We start from the raw sequence: 14,063 nt of genomic DNA on the forward strand, positions 1-14,063 counted from the left end.
ACGGGCGGCCGCACGCAGGCGCAGCATCTGCGCGCGGCCGGCGTCATCCAGCGGGGGCAACTGCCAGCGCGCGCACTGCGCCAGCCGCGAGCGCAGGTCGGGAAGCGCCAGCGAAAGGGCTTCGGGGGCCTCGGAAGCGGCATACAGGATCCCGCGCCCGGCGTCGCGCTGGGCGTTGTGGCGGTCGAACAGCGCGATTTCGTCGGCACGTTCCCCGGCAACCGCATCCAGATCGTCCAGCGCAACCAGTTCTGCCTCGACGCCTTGCAGCGCCTCGCCCACGCGCCCACGCAAGCCGCGCAGGGAGAGATAGGCCATGCGCCGGCCCGCCGCCTCGGCTTCCGCGCAGGCGGCCAGCAGCAGGTGGGTCTTGCCGCTGGAATGCGGACCGCATACAAGTACCGGATCGCCACCGCGCCCGAGGGCAAGCGCGCGCAGCTGATCGAGCAGCCCCGGCGGCGGCGCGACGAATCGGTCGAAGCGCTGGTCCGGCGGTGCGCGCAGCGCCAGCGGCAATTGCGTCCCAACCGTTTCCACGTCAGCCGGCGTCATCCCCGCCATCGGCGCGTTCCGGGCCGACGCTCCGAACGCCGTCGCCCGCGTCTTCGCCCTCCGATGCGTCCGCATCCGGCACGCCGACGAACCCTTCGGCATCGAGCAGGATCACCGGCGTTTCGCCCGCGTACAGCCCGCTGCGGCGATAGCGCTCCTGCGCATAGCGCAGCAGCACATTGGCCACCGCCGCCACCGGCAGCGCCAGCAGCATGCCGAGGAAACCGAACAGCGTGCCGCCGGCCATGACCGCGAAGATCACCGCCATCGGGTGCAGGCCGATCCGGTCCCCAACCAGTTTCGGCGTCAGCACGTAACTTTCGATGATCTGGCCGATGCCGAAGACCACGGCGACCCCGGCCAGATGCGGCCAATCGCCGAATTGCACCAACGCGGCCAGACCACCAAGGACCACAATCGAAGCCGGGCCCAGATACGGCACGAAGGTCAGGATCCCGCCAATCAATCCGATCAGGATCCCCAGATCCAGTCCGACCAGCCACAGCCCGATGCCGTAGATGACGCCGAGGATCAGCATGACCATGAGCTGGCCGCGCAGGAAACCGCCCAGCACCGCGTCCGATTCCAGCGCCAGCCGGTGGACGGTCGCATAGTGGTCGCGCGGTACCAGCGAGCCGACGCGGCCGACGATCAGGTCCCAGTCGCGCAGGAAGAAGAAGGTCAGCACCGGCAGCAGCACGATGTTCACCAGCCAGCCGATCAGCGCGAAGCTCGACCTCGACACGTAGCCCAGCGCGACCGAGGCGAAACCGCCCGCGCTTTGCCAGTGTTCGCGCAACAGCGCGAGAAGGTGCTCGGTATCCAGCCAGGAGTGCAGCTCAAAGCCGGTGCGTTTTTCGAACCAGGGCAGGAAGGTACCGAGGAACCATTCGCGATAACCGGGAATGGATTCGGTCAGGGTCGAAATCTGCTGTTCGAGGATCGGAACGATCAGCAGGATGGCGATCACGATCAGCGCGATGATCGCGCTGAACACCAGGATCACCGCAGTGTTGCGGCCAAGCCCGCGCTTTTCGAGGCGATCGACCATCGGATCGCCCATCCAGCCCAGCAACGCCGCGAACGCAAACGGCGCCAGCACCGGCGCCAGCAGCCAGATCACCCAGATCATGCCCGCACCCAGCGCGCACCACTGCAGGCGCCGGAAAAATCCCGCGATCGTTGCGAGGTCCTCGTCCCGCGACATGGTCAGCCTCCGGCCAGCCGGAATCGGGCGGACGCGCCTGTATCGCCACCATCCCCACCGGCAGGAACCGCGACCAGCACGCTGCCGCGACCGACATAGCGGGTGAAGTTCGCCATTCCGGTGCTCAACTCGAGGTCAAGGTCGAGTTGGTCCGGAGTGGCCGTCACCGGGGCGATGCGCCTGACGATCGAAATGCCGCCCAGATAGCCGGCCACCCGCAGATAATCGTCGGCGTCGCGCAGGCCGGCGATCTGCACCCGGAAGGTGCCACCGGCCCCGCCGTTGCCCGCCCGCGCATAGCGACGGTACAGCGCATCCGCGGTTCCGTCTGCGCCCCCGGCCATGGCGCGGCGCGCATCGGCGCTGCTGGTCTGCCAGCGGTTCAGCACCTTGCCGCCATCCACGAGGATCCAGTCCACCTGCCACTGCCCGGGCGTCTTGCGCATCTTCCCGACCAGCTGGATCGGCGGGCTGTAGCGCCGCGACAGCGCGGCCACGGCCGTGGTGTCGCCGCGCCAGATCGCCCCAACCGCCGCCTGCTCGGCCGCATCGCCGGACGGCAGTCCGAGGGCATAGCCGCGGGCGCGGGCCTGGTCCAGCACCGAACGCGCGGCGTTGGCCTGTCGCAGTCCGACCAGCCGTGGTCCGCTGCCGTCGTCGATCGCCAGCCACAGCACCGGCTTGGGCCGGGGCTGCGGCCAGTTCGGCAGACCCAGCAGATCGATCAGGTCATTCACCGCATCCTGCTTGAAGCGCACCACCAGCTTGGTCTGGTAGCTCGGCGCGCCGGCCGCACCGACGCCCTCATCCTGCCGGTAGTCGTAGCTTTCGACGTAGCTGTCGGCATTGGCCAGTTCTTCGCGCACGCCGCCACGCGCGAGCGCGCTCCGGTCCCCGGTCGCATTGATGAGCACTTGCGCCAGCGCCGCCGCCAGCCCCTTCTTGCGTTCCGCATCGGTCTGGTTGCGCACCGGCACTTCGGCCTCGTAGGCACCCTGCGCCACCGCGCGGTCGCCCTCGGTGCGCTGCGCCAGCGCGCTGCCGGTCCACAGCAGTCCCAGCGCCGCCGCCAGCAGGCCCAGCCACCACCGATTCACCGCTTGCGACCTCGCGTGCATCACCGCTCCCTGCCAAAACGTCCGACCGATCCGGCAAATGGTGCCGCAGGCGGGCGCCGGCGTCCATGACTGCGGCCCCTGCCTGCTAAAATGACGGTTTCCCGACGCCGCATCGGATCGCCGTGACGCCTTCCTCCAGTGCCCCTCCACCCGGCCTGACCTACCGTGACGCCGGCGTCGACATCGATGCCGGCAACGCGGTGGTGGAACGCATCAAGCCCTTGGTGCGCGCGACGATGCGCCCGGAAGTGCTGGGCGGCGTGGGCCTGTTCGGCGGCCTGTTCGACCTTGCCGGCCGCTACCGGGAGCCGGTATTGGTGTCCGGCACCGACGGCGTGGGCACCAAATTGATCCTGGCCAAGCAACTGAACCGCCACGACAGCATCGGCCAGGATCTGGTGGCGATGTGCGTGAACGACGTGCTGGTGCAAGGTGCCGAACCGCTGTTCTTCCTCGACTACTTCGCCACCGGCAAGCTGGACGTGGAGACCACGGTGAACGTGGTCGGCGGTATTGCCAAGGGCTGCGAAATCGCCGGTTGCGCGCTGATCGGTGGCGAAACCGCGGAAATGCCGGACATGTACCCGCCGGGCGAATACGACCTGGCCGGCTTCACCGTCGGCGCGGTGGAAAAGTCGAAGCTCATCGACTCCAGCAAGCTGCGCGCCGGCGACGTGCTGATCGGCATCGCCTCCAGCGGCCCGCACTCCAACGGCTATTCGTTGATCCGGAAGATCCTTGCGCGCGCCGGCAACCCGCTGGATCTGGATCTTGGCGGCGTCACCCTGGCCGACGCGCTGATGGCACCCACCCGCATCTACGTCAAACCGGTGCTGGAACTGCTTTCGAAGCATGACATCCACGCCATGGCCCACGTCACCGGCGGCGCGCTGGTGGAGAAGATCATCCGCGTGGTGCCGCCGGGCCTGGGGCTGGAGATCGACACCGCCAGCTGGCCGCTGCCGGCGGTGTTCGACTGGCTGCAGCGCGAGGGCAACGTGGCGCGCGCGGAAATGTGGCGCACCTTCAACTGCGGCATCGGCTACGTGCTGATGGCCGCACCGGAAGCCGCCGCCGCCATCGGAGCCGACCTCGACCGGCTCGGTCTTGCCCACTGGCAGATCGGCCAGGTGACGCCGGCACGCGACGACGAACGTCTGCGCATCGTTTGATGACCCTGCGACTTGCCATCCTCGCCTCAGGCCGCGGCAGCAACCTGCAGGCGATCCTCGATGCGATCGACGCCGGGACGCTGGATGCGCGGGTCGTGGGCGTGTTCTCCGACAAACCCGATGCACAGGCGCTGCAGCGCGTGGCCGAACCGCTGCGCTGGGCGCGCCCGCCGAAGACCTTTGCCAGCCGCGCCGCCTTCGACGCCGCGCTGGCCGACGCCATCGCCGAAGTCGTGCCGGACTGGATCGTCTGCGCCGGCTACATGCGCATCCTCGGACCGGCGTTCGTCGACCGCTTCGCGGGTCGGATCCTCAACATCCACCCGTCGCTGCTGCCCAGGCACAAGGGCCTGCATACCCACCGGCGCGCCATCGACGCCGGCGATGCCGAGCACGGCGCCAGCGTCCACCTCGTCAACGCCGAACTGGACGGCGGCGCGGTGATTGCCCAGGCGCGGGTGCCGGTGCGAGCCGGCGACGACGAGGAGATCCTCGCCGCGCGCGTGCTGCAGGTGGAGCATCCGCTCTACGTGGAAGTCCTGCGGCTGCTGGCCTCCGGGCGGCTTGACGTGATCGACAGCCAACCGCTGCTGGATGGTCATCCGGCGTACATTCCGCTGTCGCTAGAGTTCCCCCACTCCTGAAGGCGCGTCCGCGCCCGTCTTCCACGGTTCAACGCCCATCCCGATGAAATCCTTCCGCATCGCCGCCGCCCTTCTGCTGCTGCTCGCCTGCCTGCCGGCATGGGCGATCCAGCCCTTCGTCGCCGATTACGACGCCAGCTGGAAAGGCGTGCAGGCGAACGCGAAGATCACGCTCAGCAATGCCGGCGGCGACCGCTGGCGCTATGAACTGGGCATCAGCAACCGGCTCGGCAACGCACGCCAGATGACGCTGTTCGAGGAACGCAACGGCACGTTCCGCCCGCTGTCGGGCGTGGATACGGTGCAGGTCCTGTTCAAGAAGTCGCGGATCGAAACGACCTACGACTGGGCCCGGCTGGAAGCGCGCTGGAGCGGCGACGTGAAACCGGACCGTGCCGGGCCGGTGCCGCTGCGCGAAGGCGACATGGACGGGATGCTGCTGAACCTGGCCATCGTGCGCGACGTGACGGCAGGCCGGCCGCTGAGCTATCGGCTGGTGGACAATGGATCGGCGCGCAGCCAGACCTACCGCACGCTGGGGACCGAAACGATCACCGTCGCCGGCCAGTCGCGCACCGCCACCAAGGTCATGCGCGGCGACGACCGCAAGCAGGTCATCGTCTGGATCGTCGATGGATTGCCGACCCCGGCGCGGATCCTACAGCGCAAGGACGGCAAGGACGAGATGGAGCTGACGCTGCGCTCGGTGCGCTGAAAGCCTCGCACGGCCACCGGCCGCAGGCATTCGCCCTCCCAAGTGGCGGGACAGCGACACGCGCTTCCCGACGAAAGCCCGATCCGTTCGTTCCGCGACGAAAACCTACCAGTCCGAGCCGCCGCTGGATCCCGAATCGAAATCACCGCCTCCAAAGGAGCTGCCGCTGCTACTGCTGGAGTCGCTGCCGCTGCTGAAGCTGCTGCCGCTGCCGCCGCTGGAACTGCTGCTGGAACAGTAATCCCCGGAAACCGTGCGGCTGCTCAATTCCACGTCGTGCCAATCGACGCTCTGGTAGGTGGTGTAGACGATCTGGTCGCAGGTGCTGGAGGTTTTCTCCTCGCGCACGCAGTTGTCCGCGGGCGCCACCGTCTTCGACGCCAGCCGATGCTCGCCGGCCGCTTCGTCATAGACGTAGTAATGGTCGACGCAGGCGGACGCCTGCGCAGTGAGGATCGTGAACTTGTGGTAGGGCTGCCGGTCGAGCCAGCGCACGATTCCGAAGCAGCCGCCGAGGATGGACACGAGCACGGCGATCGCCACCATGCAGCCGGTCCTGCTCTTCTTCGAGGGTGGCAACGCGAACGCCGCGGCGGGGAGCTTGTAGAGCCGCAGGATTTCAGCCACGCCGGCTTTCAGTCCAGCCACGTAATCCGCCTGCCTGAACCTGGGGGCGATGAACTGGCTCGAAATGCGATTGAGGTCTGACCCGCTCACCTTCCTGGCGACGCCGTTGCCGGTGACGATCTGGATGCGCCGGGGATTCAGGACGACGAGGAGATACACGCCGTTGTCGATGTCGTCGCGGCCGACGCCAAGCTCCTGCGCGCGGCGGCGGGCGTAGTACTCGACGTTCTCGGTGACGGTGTTGACCGTTTCCACGGCTACAACCAGCTCCGATTCGATCGAACGGAAATACGCCAGCAGGTCGGCTTCTTGCGAATCGGACAGCAGGTTCGCGGTATCGATGACCAGATCGTTCTTGCGCTGGGCCGCGCCCGCCTCGACGACCACCATCCGCGCATCGACGTCGAGGAACTCGTTGCGGCAGTCCTGGCACATCCATTTGCCGGTGTAGCCGTCCTGCTTCAGGTCCTTGCCGCCGCAATTGGGGCAGACGAAGACGCGACCCTCGGCAATATCGGCACCGCGCGCCGCGTTCTCGTCGTCGACCGAAACCACCCTGGTCTGGGTCGCGGCCCACTTGGCGCGGCAGTACAGGCACGTCCACTCGCCCGTCACCGGGTGCTGCACGACCTGCGACGAGCCGCACTTCGGGCAGGTGGTCTCCGCCAGCCCGTCCCTGGATTTCTGCGAGTATCCGGTCGGATTCGCCTTGTCTCCGTCCTCGGTCATGGCCGGAGGATAGCAACGTCCCGCGCCCTCCGCTGCCCCTTTCGTCGGAGGTCGCGGGCCCCGGCTTCCGCAGCCGACCCCGCGCGGTTTCCGCCCCATCAACGCCGCGGCAAATACACCTGCGGATCCACCGGTTTGCCGTCGTAGCGGATTTCGAAATGCAGCATGTCGCGCGCCGCGCCGCTGTGGCCCATTTCGGCGATCTGGTCGCCGGCCTTGACCCGCGTTCCCTCGTTGACCAGCCGGGCGCGGTTGTGCCCGTAGGCGGTCAGCCACTGCTCGTTGTGCTTGACGATCACCAGTTCGCCGTAACCGACCAGCCCGGAGCCGGAGTACACCACCACGCCGTCGGCGGCGGCGCGCACCGGCTGGCCTTCGCGACCGGCGATGTCGACGCCTTGCCGGGTCGGATCGCCCGCCGCAAAGCCGGTCAACACGTTGCCGTCGGTCGGCCAGCGCCAGGTCGGAGCCCCGGCCGTCGGAACCGCTGGTGCACCGGTTGTGGCGACCGACGGTGCTCTTGGCGCCGGGGCACTTCGCGGGGTTGAAGACCGATTGCCGCGCGTTGATGCCGAAGCGCGGCCGTTGGCCGGATACAGTCGCAGCCGCTGTCCCGGGTAGATCGTGTACGGCGGCGGGATGTTGTTCCACAGCGCCAGATCCAGCGCGGTGATGCCGTTCAGGGTGGCGATCCGGTACACGGTCTGCCCCGGCTGCACGACCACGCTGGCGCCGTAGCGCGGCTGCGAGGCCTGCACCGGCCCCTGCCCCACCCGCGACGGTCCGTGGCGTGGTTCACGCACCACCCGGCTGTGCCCGCAGGCCGCCAGCAGGGTCACCAATATCGCAAGGGCAATCCAGCGCATGCGCATGGCCCTCATCATGCCGCATGTCCGCGCAACAGGAACCAAACGACGATCCCGGCAATCAGCGCCAATGCCACCCAGCCGATCGGTTCGACCCAGCGCTGCAGCGCGCGCTCGGCGCGTTCGCCGCCGAGCCGGATCGCCAGCGCCAAAAGGTACACGCGCTTGCCGCGGCCGATCGCCATGCTCAGCAGGAACGGCAGCATCGGCACTCCGACCACGCCGCTGGCCCAGGTGAACACCTTCATCGGGATCGGCGCAAAGCCACCGATCACCAGCAGCCAGAACGCCTTCCACGGAGATTGCGCGGTGATCTCGCGCAGCCGCACCACCTCGGCGTCGATGCGTTCGAGCCAACCCAGACTGTCCAGCGCGGGCCGAACCCATTCGTAGGCGTAATGGCCCAGCAAGTAGCCGACGACGGCGCCCAGCAGGGAACACAGCAGGCTGATGCCGGCGAAGCGGAAACCGCGCTTCGGCTGCGCCAGGCACATCGGCGCCAGCATGATTTCGGGCATGATCGGGAAGAAGATCGCTTCGGCGAAGCTGAGCCCGCCCAGCACGGCCGGAGCGCGCTTCAACTGCGCCCAGGCGATGGCGCGTGCATACATCGGCGCGAACAGCTTCATCGATCCACGATCCCCGACAGCAGCGGAACGAAGCTCACGCCACCAAGGTCCTCGCTGTGGATGGTGCCGTCCTCCGACTTCCGCAACCGCAGCAGGGCCTGCCCGCCGCTTGCGCCCACCGGCGCCACCAGCACGCCCCCGGGGGCGAGTTGTTCCAGCAGCGCCTCGACCAGGGCCGCTCCCGCCGCGGTGACGATGATGGCGTCGAACGGCGCTTCCTCCGGCCAGCCGATCCGGCCGTCGTCGTGCTTGCTGCGCACCTGCAGCCCCAGCGCCCGGAAGCGCTTGCGGGCGCCACGCAGCAGCGCGCCGATGCGCTCGACGGTAAAGACCTCCAGCCCCAGCGCGGCCAGGATCGCGGCCTGATAGCCGGAGCCGGTGCCGATCTCCAGCACGCGCTTGGGCGACGCGTTCAGCAGCGCCTCGGTCATCTTCGCCACCACCCAGGGCTGCGAAATGGTCTGCCCGTGGCCGATCGGCAGGGCGTTGTTCTCGTAGGCGCGCGAGGCCAACGCCTCGTCGACGAAGCGGTGCCGCGGCACCGTGCGGATCGCGTTGAGGACGCGCTCGTCGCCGATCCCGCTGCCGCGCAGGTCGTCGATCAGGCGATCGCGGGCGCGCTGGCCGGTCATCCCGATGCCGACATCGTCCGGACGCAGCCGCATCGGGACGATCATGACCGATCCTCCGGAACCGGCGCGGGCGCCAGTCCGTCCACCCATTGCGCCACCTGCTCCAGCGCCTGATAGCGGGTCAGGTCGACGTGGATCGGCGTGATGGCAATCTGGCCGCTGCGCACGGCGTGGAAATCGGTGCCCGGTCCGGCATCAAGTTCGTCGCCAGCAAAGCCAATCCACCACCACTGGCGACCCCGCGGATCCTGCTGCGGCGTGCACGGGCCGGAACGGTTCCGATGGCCAAGCCGGCTGGTGGCAAAGCCGCGGATCGACTCCCACGGCAGATCCGGGACATTGACGTTGAGGATGGTGCTGGCCGGCAACGGATCGCGTCGGAGCTGTTCGATGATGGCCACGACCGCGCGCGCGGCGCTGGCATAGTGGCGCCCGCTGCTGCCGTTTTCCCGCACCAGGGAAACCGCGACGGCGGGCAGGCCGAGGAAGCGCCCCTCCATCGCCGCGGCCACGGTGCCGGAATAGATCACGTCATCGCCGAGGTTGGCGGCATCGTTGATGCCGGACACCACGATGTCCGGCTCCAGACCGAGTGTTTCCAGCATGCCGGAAATGGCCACGTGGACGCAGTCGGTAGGCGTGCCGAAGACCTTCCAGGTGCGTTCATCGCACTGCACGACCCGGATCGGCGCATCCAGCGTCAGGGAATTGCTGGCCCCGCTGCGGTCGCGGTCCGGCGCCACCACCAGCACCTCATGCCCGGCCTCGCGCAGCCCCTGGGCCAGGATCTGGATGCCCGGGGCATCGACGCCGTCGTCGTTGCTGACGAGAACCCGCATGGCGCCTAGCAACCCGGAAACATGTGCATGCCGGCATGATACCGGATGCAACATCGGATCGCGGTAGGCTGAGGCCATGACCGGGCACGACGACAACGACGACCGCCGGCTGTTTCGCGAGGCGATCGGCGCCGACCGCGGCGAGGTGCGCCCGCTGCCCGTGTCGGGCCAGCCGCCCTTGCCGCCGCGGCCCGCGCCGGCGGCGAAGATGGCCTTGCGCGACGCACAACAGGCCCGCGAGGAATTCCGGCAATGGGCCGCCTCGGGCATTCCCGAGGCGAACGGACGCGGCTGGCTGCGTGACGGCGTCCCGCCACCGACGCTGGAACGACTCGCCCACGGCGAGTTCGCCATCCAGGCGGAATTCCGGCCCGATCCGCGATCGCGGGACCCCTTGCAGCGACAAGTCTCCGGATTCCTCCACGACTGCCGACGGCAGTCGCTGGGCTGCGTGCGGATCGTTTTGCCAACGCCGGCTTCGGGGCACAACGCTGAGGCAGGCGATGTCCACCCGCTTGAACGGGCGCTGGAACATCGCGGCGAGGTGATCGCATTCCACGTCGCGCCCACGCCCCGCGGGAACCTCGTCCTGACCGTCCTGCTTGCCGCACGCTGAAACCCGGCGCGGTCGCGTCAACAGGCGATCACTTGACCTGCGTCAATCCGCTGAACGCCGGCTGACTGCTACGGTGGCGCGTCCTTGCAGCAAGGCGGATTCAGGGCGCCTGCCGCAACGACGTTCTCAACCCAAACGGGAGCAGGGCATGCGCAAACGCGCCGTCGATTTCTGGCTGTCCGTTGCCGCCAGCGTGGCCGCCACGGCATTGTCGTGGCCGTACTGGCGCGACTTCAATTACTGGGCCGTAACGAAGGAGATGTGGTACGTCTACTTCATCGGCGGTTTCCTGCTGTCGATCTACGTGTTCTACGCGTTCCTCGGCGCGCTCCACACGCTGTTCGAGCACGACGCGCTCGAACACGCCGAGGCCGCCGCCAAGTCCGCCGGCAACTCGCAGGAGGCACAGCCATGACCTGCACCCCCGGCCAGCCCTGCGAAGAGGGCAGGAAGCGCGGCCGCGCGCTCGGTGCGCTGCTGCTGATGGCAGCCATCTTCGTGGCGCTGTCGTTCGCCTCGTTCGTCAAGTCGCGCACTCAGGTCGTCCCCTCGGACGTGCACTACGCCAATTTCGACGCGGTGCAGGGCAAGCGCGTGTTCCAGGCCTACAACTGCATGGGCTGCCACACCCTGCTCGGCAACGGCGCCTACTTCGGCCCCGACCTGACCAATGTCTACGAGCACGCCGGACCGGCGTGGCTGGCGGCGTTCCTGCCTTCGGCCGGCGGCTGGCCCACCCGTCCCGCCGTGCAGGTGCATCTGGCGGACGCCGACCAGCAGGCCGACACCGGCATCAAGGACATGGACGCCTACCTCAAGAAGTTCCCGGGTGCGGCCGAACGCATCGCCCGTCGCGGCGGCCACGACAGCTACATGCCGAACCTGCCGATCACCGGCACCGAGGTCAAGCAGCTGATCGCGTTCCTGAAATACACCTCGGAAATGAACACCATGGGCTGGCCGCCGAAGCCGCAAGTCGATGGCCTGGCCTTCCCGCAGGCCAAGCCGTTCCCGCAGGCCGCGGCTGCGCCGAACGCCGGCGCCGCGCCCTCACCGGGGGCGCCCCAGGCGGCGGCCGATCCCGCGCAGCAGGGCAAGGAACTCGCCGCGCAACTGGGCTGCACCGCCTGCCACGCCACGGACGGGACGAAGAAGGTCGGTCCCGGATGGGGCGGGCTGTTCGGCCACCCGGTACGACTCGCGGACGGGAACACCGTCACCGCCGACGACGCCTACCTGGCCGAATCGATCCGCAGCCCGAACGCCAAGGTGCCCGAGGGCTTCACCGCCGGCGTGATGCCCGCCTACGACGCGGCGACGGTTCCGGACGACCAGGTCAAGTCCATCGTCGCCTACATCCGCAGCCTGCAGGGAGGTGGCCAGTGATGCAGATCCAGTACCAGACCCAGCGCCTGAGCATGCGCTTCTTCATGCTCATGGCGGTGCTGTTCATCGTCCAGGTCGGTTTCGGCCTGCTCCTGGCCATGCAGCACGTCGATCCGACCCTGCTGGCCGGAACGCTCAACTTCAACATCGCCCGCGCCGAGCACCTCAACCTCGGCATCCTGTGGATCCTGTCCGGCTTCATCGGCACCATCCTGTTCGTCGGCCCGCTGATGTCCAGGCGCGAGTTGGCGGCCCCGGCCCTGATCAAGTTCCTGTTCTACGCGCTGTGCGCCGTGACGATCTGGAACTTCATCTCGCAGGGCTTTGCCGCCAGGGGCGTCGCCGGCTGGTGGATGGGCCAGCCGTGGATCCAGGAAGGCCTTGAATACCTGGAAGCCGGACGCGCCGCCGACGTGGTGATCCTGATCGGTTTCTCGATCCTGGCCTACGTGGTCTGGCGCACCTTCCCGCCGCGCAAGGACTGGAACGAGATCCACTGGGGTCTTGCGATCGGCGTGCTGGCGCTCACGTTCGTCTGGCTGTTCGGCATGTTCTTCGTCGAACGCCAGGACCTGAGCGAATACTTCCGCTGGTACGTCGTCCACTACTGGGTGGAAGGCGTGTGGGAAGTCATCCACATCAGCCTGATCGGCTTCCTGCTGGTGCTGCTGTTCGACGCCAACGTCAAGAGCGTCGGCTACGCGGTGTTCTGGGGCGTGGTGCTGGTGTGGCTGTCGGGCCTGATCGGCAACGCCCACCACTACTTCTGGATCGGCACGCCGGAGTTCTGGCAGTTCTGGGGTTCGCTGTTCAGCGCGCTGGAACCGCTGCCGCTGGTGTTCTGCTTCTGGCACATCTATCTGGACGCGCACCACGACCGCAAGCCGCTGAAGAATGCCCCGGCGTTCTACTTCATCCTCGGTTCGGTGGTGCTTGAACAGGTCGGCGCCGGCATTCTCGGCTTCACCATGACCTTCGCCCTGACCAACGTGTGGTCGCACGGCACCTGGATCACGCCGGCCCACGGCCACCTGGCCCTGTTCGGCACCTTCGGCATGCTCGGCATCGCCGCCGCCTACTTCGCGGTGCCGGTGATGCGCGGGATCAAGGAGTTCGACCAGCGCCTCGGCAAGACCGCGTTCTGGCTGGTGTTCACCGGGATGCTGGGGATCGCGTTCGCCTTCGCGATGGGCGGCAACGCGCAGATCTTCATCTACCGCACCCTGAGCCTGGACTGGTTCGGCGGCGACGTCTATCCGGCCATGAATTTCTTCAAGGCATTGGTTCCGGTGTTCGGCACCGTGTTCCTGACCGGCACCGGCATCATCGTCTACGACCTGCTGACCATGGGGCACCGCGTTCCGTCGCAGAGCGCATCTCCGGCTGCCGACGCGCACGCCGGTCCGGCGGCGCTGCCGCACGCGCCGGGACGCTGGAGCCGCTACCTCGAAGGCTATGAAGCCGGGCTGTGGCTGATGGGCATGTGGATCTTCGGCGCCGTCATCACCTTCGGCCTGCTCAGCTTCAACCTGCCCTCGGTGCGCGCCGGCAACCCGACCCTGCCCTACATCCTGGCCTGGGTCGGCTATCCGGGACTGCTGCTGATCACGCTGCTGTTCGTCTGGCGCTTCCTCGCCTCGCTGGAAGCGCGCGCCAAGGACCCAGCCAACGCCGCACTACCGCTGGCGGTGTTGAAACCGGCCTGATCAACACAGGGACGACGCGGCGGAACCGCAAGCCGCACCGTCGCGCAGGTTCAGGAAGCCGGGGCTCCGAAAGGGGCCCCGGTTTTTTCTTCGGACGATTCACGCAGTCCCGCCATATCGTCCACCGCGCCCAGTTCGGCCAGCACCACGGTCGCGTAGCAGCCCGCAGGCAGGCTGAATCCGAGTTCCAGCGCATCCGCCGCCAGCCAGCGCCAGCACAGGCCCACGGGCCGCAGCCGCAGCGCACGCCGTTCCTGCTTCAGTCCCGCCTGCTCCAGGCCGACGCGCAGTCGCCCTGCGGTCGGGTCCTGCAGCGCGTCCTGTTCGACCACGCGCACGGCACCCTCGCTGCGCAATTCGCCCTGTCCCCATAGCGAGCCTGTCGGATGGACGTCGAACGCCGCCAAGCGCGCTTCCAGCTCCGGCGTCATCGGCTCCGGGCCGAACACGCTGCGGCTGCCGTCCAGCATCCACACCTCGCCATCCAGCGCGGCGTCCCAATTGCCGGCCATGACGCGCGCGGCCAGCACGCGGTTGAACAGTTCCGAGCGCGCGGCCGACAGCAACAACGCGCGCTCCTCGCGCCGCACCCGGCGGCCATCGAACATCGCCAGCGCCTTGCGCA

At 68.1% G+C, this 14,063-nt stretch carries 16 protein-coding genes; 7 read left to right on the forward strand and 9 right to left on the reverse strand.

Annotated elements, in window-relative coordinates:
- From Q0X16_RS10205 to Q0X16_RS10215, 3 genes are all read right to left on the reverse strand, one after another.
- The coding region (locus tag Q0X16_RS10205) for a DnaA/Hda family protein (RefSeq protein WP_297833785.1) at window positions 1-561 on the reverse strand (561 nt) is incomplete at its 3' end.
- The gene (locus Q0X16_RS10210) at window positions 539-1,765 is read right to left on the reverse strand and encodes an AI-2E family transporter (protein WP_297833819.1); all 1,227 of its coding nucleotides are present in this window, start codon (window positions 1,763-1,765) and stop codon (window positions 539-541) included. The genes Q0X16_RS10210 and Q0X16_RS10205, both read right to left, overlap by 23 nt.
- Window positions 1,762-2,877, reverse strand: coding sequence for a DUF2066 domain-containing protein (locus tag Q0X16_RS10215; protein ID WP_297833788.1), 1,116 nt, complete (start codon window positions 2,875-2,877; stop codon window positions 1,762-1,764). Before Q0X16_RS10215 ends, Q0X16_RS10210 begins: the two co-directional genes overlap by 4 nt.
- Window positions 2,878-3,032: 155 nt before the next feature.
- Between Q0X16_RS10215 and purM the strand changes: the two genes are divergently transcribed.
- The 3 genes from purM to Q0X16_RS10230 are packed head-to-tail and all read left to right on the forward strand — an operon-like array spanning window position 3,033 to window position 5,408.
- Window positions 3,033-4,049: a phosphoribosylformylglycinamidine cyclo-ligase gene (gene purM, locus Q0X16_RS10220; protein ID WP_345780290.1), complete on the forward strand. Its 1,017-nt coding sequence runs from the start codon at window positions 3,033-3,035 to the stop codon at window positions 4,047-4,049.
- A complete protein-coding gene (purN, locus tag Q0X16_RS10225) occupies window positions 4,049-4,693 on the forward strand; it encodes a phosphoribosylglycinamide formyltransferase (protein ID WP_297833790.1) in 645 nt (214 codons plus the stop codon). The genes purM and purN overlap by 1 nt, the downstream gene beginning before the upstream one ends.
- Before the next feature lie 43 nt (window positions 4,694-4,736).
- Window positions 4,737-5,408: a DUF3108 domain-containing protein gene (locus tag Q0X16_RS10230; protein ID WP_297833793.1), complete on the forward strand. Its 672-nt coding sequence runs from the start codon at window positions 4,737-4,739 to the stop codon at window positions 5,406-5,408.
- A 105-nt stretch (window positions 5,409-5,513) separates the two neighbouring features.
- Here Q0X16_RS10230 and Q0X16_RS10235 read toward each other — a convergent pair whose 3' ends face one another.
- The 5 genes from Q0X16_RS10235 to surE form a co-directional block, all read right to left on the reverse strand.
- Window positions 5,514-6,764 carry a TPM domain-containing protein gene (locus Q0X16_RS10235; RefSeq protein WP_297833796.1) on the reverse strand — a complete coding sequence of 417 codons (1,251 nt, stop codon included), beginning with the start codon at window positions 6,762-6,764 and terminating at the stop codon, window positions 5,514-5,516.
- A gap of 98 nt (window positions 6,765-6,862) precedes the next feature.
- Window positions 6,863-7,630, reverse strand: coding sequence for a peptidoglycan DD-metalloendopeptidase family protein (locus Q0X16_RS10240; RefSeq protein ID WP_297833799.1), 768 nt, complete (start codon window positions 7,628-7,630; stop codon window positions 6,863-6,865).
- Window positions 7,631-7,644: 14 nt separating this feature from the next.
- Window positions 7,645-8,259 (reverse strand): YqaA family protein, encoded by a 615-nt coding sequence (locus Q0X16_RS10245; protein ID WP_297833803.1) that lies wholly within the window; start codon window positions 8,257-8,259, stop codon window positions 7,645-7,647.
- The gene (locus tag Q0X16_RS10250; RefSeq protein ID WP_297833805.1) at window positions 8,256-8,936 is read right to left on the reverse strand and encodes a protein-L-isoaspartate(D-aspartate) O-methyltransferase; all 681 of its coding nucleotides are present in this window, start codon (window positions 8,934-8,936) and stop codon (window positions 8,256-8,258) included. The genes Q0X16_RS10245 and Q0X16_RS10250 overlap by 4 nt, the downstream gene beginning before the upstream one ends.
- Window positions 8,933-9,730, reverse strand: coding sequence for a 5'/3'-nucleotidase SurE (gene surE / locus Q0X16_RS10255; RefSeq protein WP_297833807.1), 798 nt, complete (start codon window positions 9,728-9,730; stop codon window positions 8,933-8,935). The genes Q0X16_RS10250 and surE overlap by 4 nt, the downstream gene beginning before the upstream one ends.
- Window positions 9,731-9,806: 76 nt before the next feature.
- Between surE and Q0X16_RS10260 the strand changes: the two genes are divergently transcribed.
- The 4 genes from Q0X16_RS10260 to Q0X16_RS10275 all read left to right on the forward strand — a co-directional run bounded on the left by Q0X16_RS10260 (window position 9,807) and on the right by Q0X16_RS10275 (window position 13,438).
- Window positions 9,807-10,346 carry a hypothetical protein gene (locus Q0X16_RS10260; protein ID WP_297833810.1) on the forward strand — a complete coding sequence of 180 codons (540 nt, stop codon included), beginning with the start codon at window positions 9,807-9,809 and terminating at the stop codon, window positions 10,344-10,346.
- 148 nt (window positions 10,347-10,494) lie between these two features.
- Window positions 10,495-10,761: a hypothetical protein gene (locus Q0X16_RS10265; protein WP_297833813.1), complete on the forward strand. Its 267-nt coding sequence runs from the start codon at window positions 10,495-10,497 to the stop codon at window positions 10,759-10,761.
- Window positions 10,758-11,732 (forward strand): cytochrome c, encoded by a 975-nt coding sequence (locus Q0X16_RS10270; RefSeq protein ID WP_297833815.1) that lies wholly within the window; start codon window positions 10,758-10,760, stop codon window positions 11,730-11,732. The genes Q0X16_RS10265 and Q0X16_RS10270 overlap by 4 nt, the downstream gene beginning before the upstream one ends.
- A complete protein-coding gene (locus Q0X16_RS10275; RefSeq protein ID WP_297833825.1) occupies window positions 11,732-13,438 on the forward strand; it encodes a cbb3-type cytochrome c oxidase subunit I in 1,707 nt (568 codons plus the stop codon). Before Q0X16_RS10270 ends, Q0X16_RS10275 begins: the two co-directional genes overlap by 1 nt.
- A gap of 50 nt (window positions 13,439-13,488) precedes the next feature.
- On the opposite strand, the gene truD is transcribed toward Q0X16_RS10275, so the two are convergent.
- A partial coding sequence (gene truD, locus Q0X16_RS10280; protein WP_297833817.1) for a tRNA pseudouridine(13) synthase TruD occupies window positions 13,489-14,063 on the reverse strand: 575 nt, incomplete at its 5' end.

The organism is Thermomonas sp., from assembly GCF_025993755.1.
Taxonomy (GTDB): domain Bacteria; phylum Pseudomonadota; class Gammaproteobacteria; order Xanthomonadales; family Xanthomonadaceae; genus Thermomonas.

What these genes read in the sequence shown, in the direction of transcription:
- Q0X16_RS10265 (WP_297833813.1), top strand. Translation starts at nt 10,495, where the DNA reads ATGCGCAAACGCGCCGTCGATTTCTGGCTGTCCGTTGCCGCCAGCGTG.
- Q0X16_RS10245 (WP_297833803.1), bottom strand. Translation starts at nt 8,259, where the DNA reads ATGAAGCTGTTCGCGCCGATGTATGCACGCGCCATCGCCTGGGCGCAG.
- Q0X16_RS10270 (WP_297833815.1), top strand. Translation starts at nt 10,758, where the DNA reads ATGACCTGCACCCCCGGCCAGCCCTGCGAAGAGGGCAGGAAGCGCGGC.
- Q0X16_RS10260 (WP_297833810.1), top strand. Translation starts at nt 9,807, where the DNA reads ATGACCGGGCACGACGACAACGACGACCGCCGGCTGTTTCGCGAGGCG.
- Q0X16_RS10275 (WP_297833825.1), top strand. Translation starts at nt 11,732, where the DNA reads ATGCAGATCCAGTACCAGACCCAGCGCCTGAGCATGCGCTTCTTCATG.
- Q0X16_RS10240 (WP_297833799.1), bottom strand. Translation starts at nt 7,630, where the DNA reads ATGCGCTGGATTGCCCTTGCGATATTGGTGACCCTGCTGGCGGCCTGC.
- purN (WP_297833790.1), top strand. Translation starts at nt 4,049, where the DNA reads ATGACCCTGCGACTTGCCATCCTCGCCTCAGGCCGCGGCAGCAACCTG.
- surE (WP_297833807.1), bottom strand. Translation starts at nt 9,730, where the DNA reads ATGCGGGTTCTCGTCAGCAACGACGACGGCGTCGATGCCCCGGGCATC.
- Q0X16_RS10230 (WP_297833793.1), top strand. Translation starts at nt 4,737, where the DNA reads ATGAAATCCTTCCGCATCGCCGCCGCCCTTCTGCTGCTGCTCGCCTGC.
- Q0X16_RS10215 (WP_297833788.1), bottom strand. Translation starts at nt 2,877, where the DNA reads ATGCACGCGAGGTCGCAAGCGGTGAATCGGTGGTGGCTGGGCCTGCTG.
- Q0X16_RS10235 (WP_297833796.1), bottom strand. Translation starts at nt 6,764, where the DNA reads ATGACCGAGGACGGAGACAAGGCGAATCCGACCGGATACTCGCAGAAA.
- Q0X16_RS10250 (WP_297833805.1), bottom strand. Translation starts at nt 8,936, where the DNA reads ATGATCGTCCCGATGCGGCTGCGTCCGGACGATGTCGGCATCGGGATG.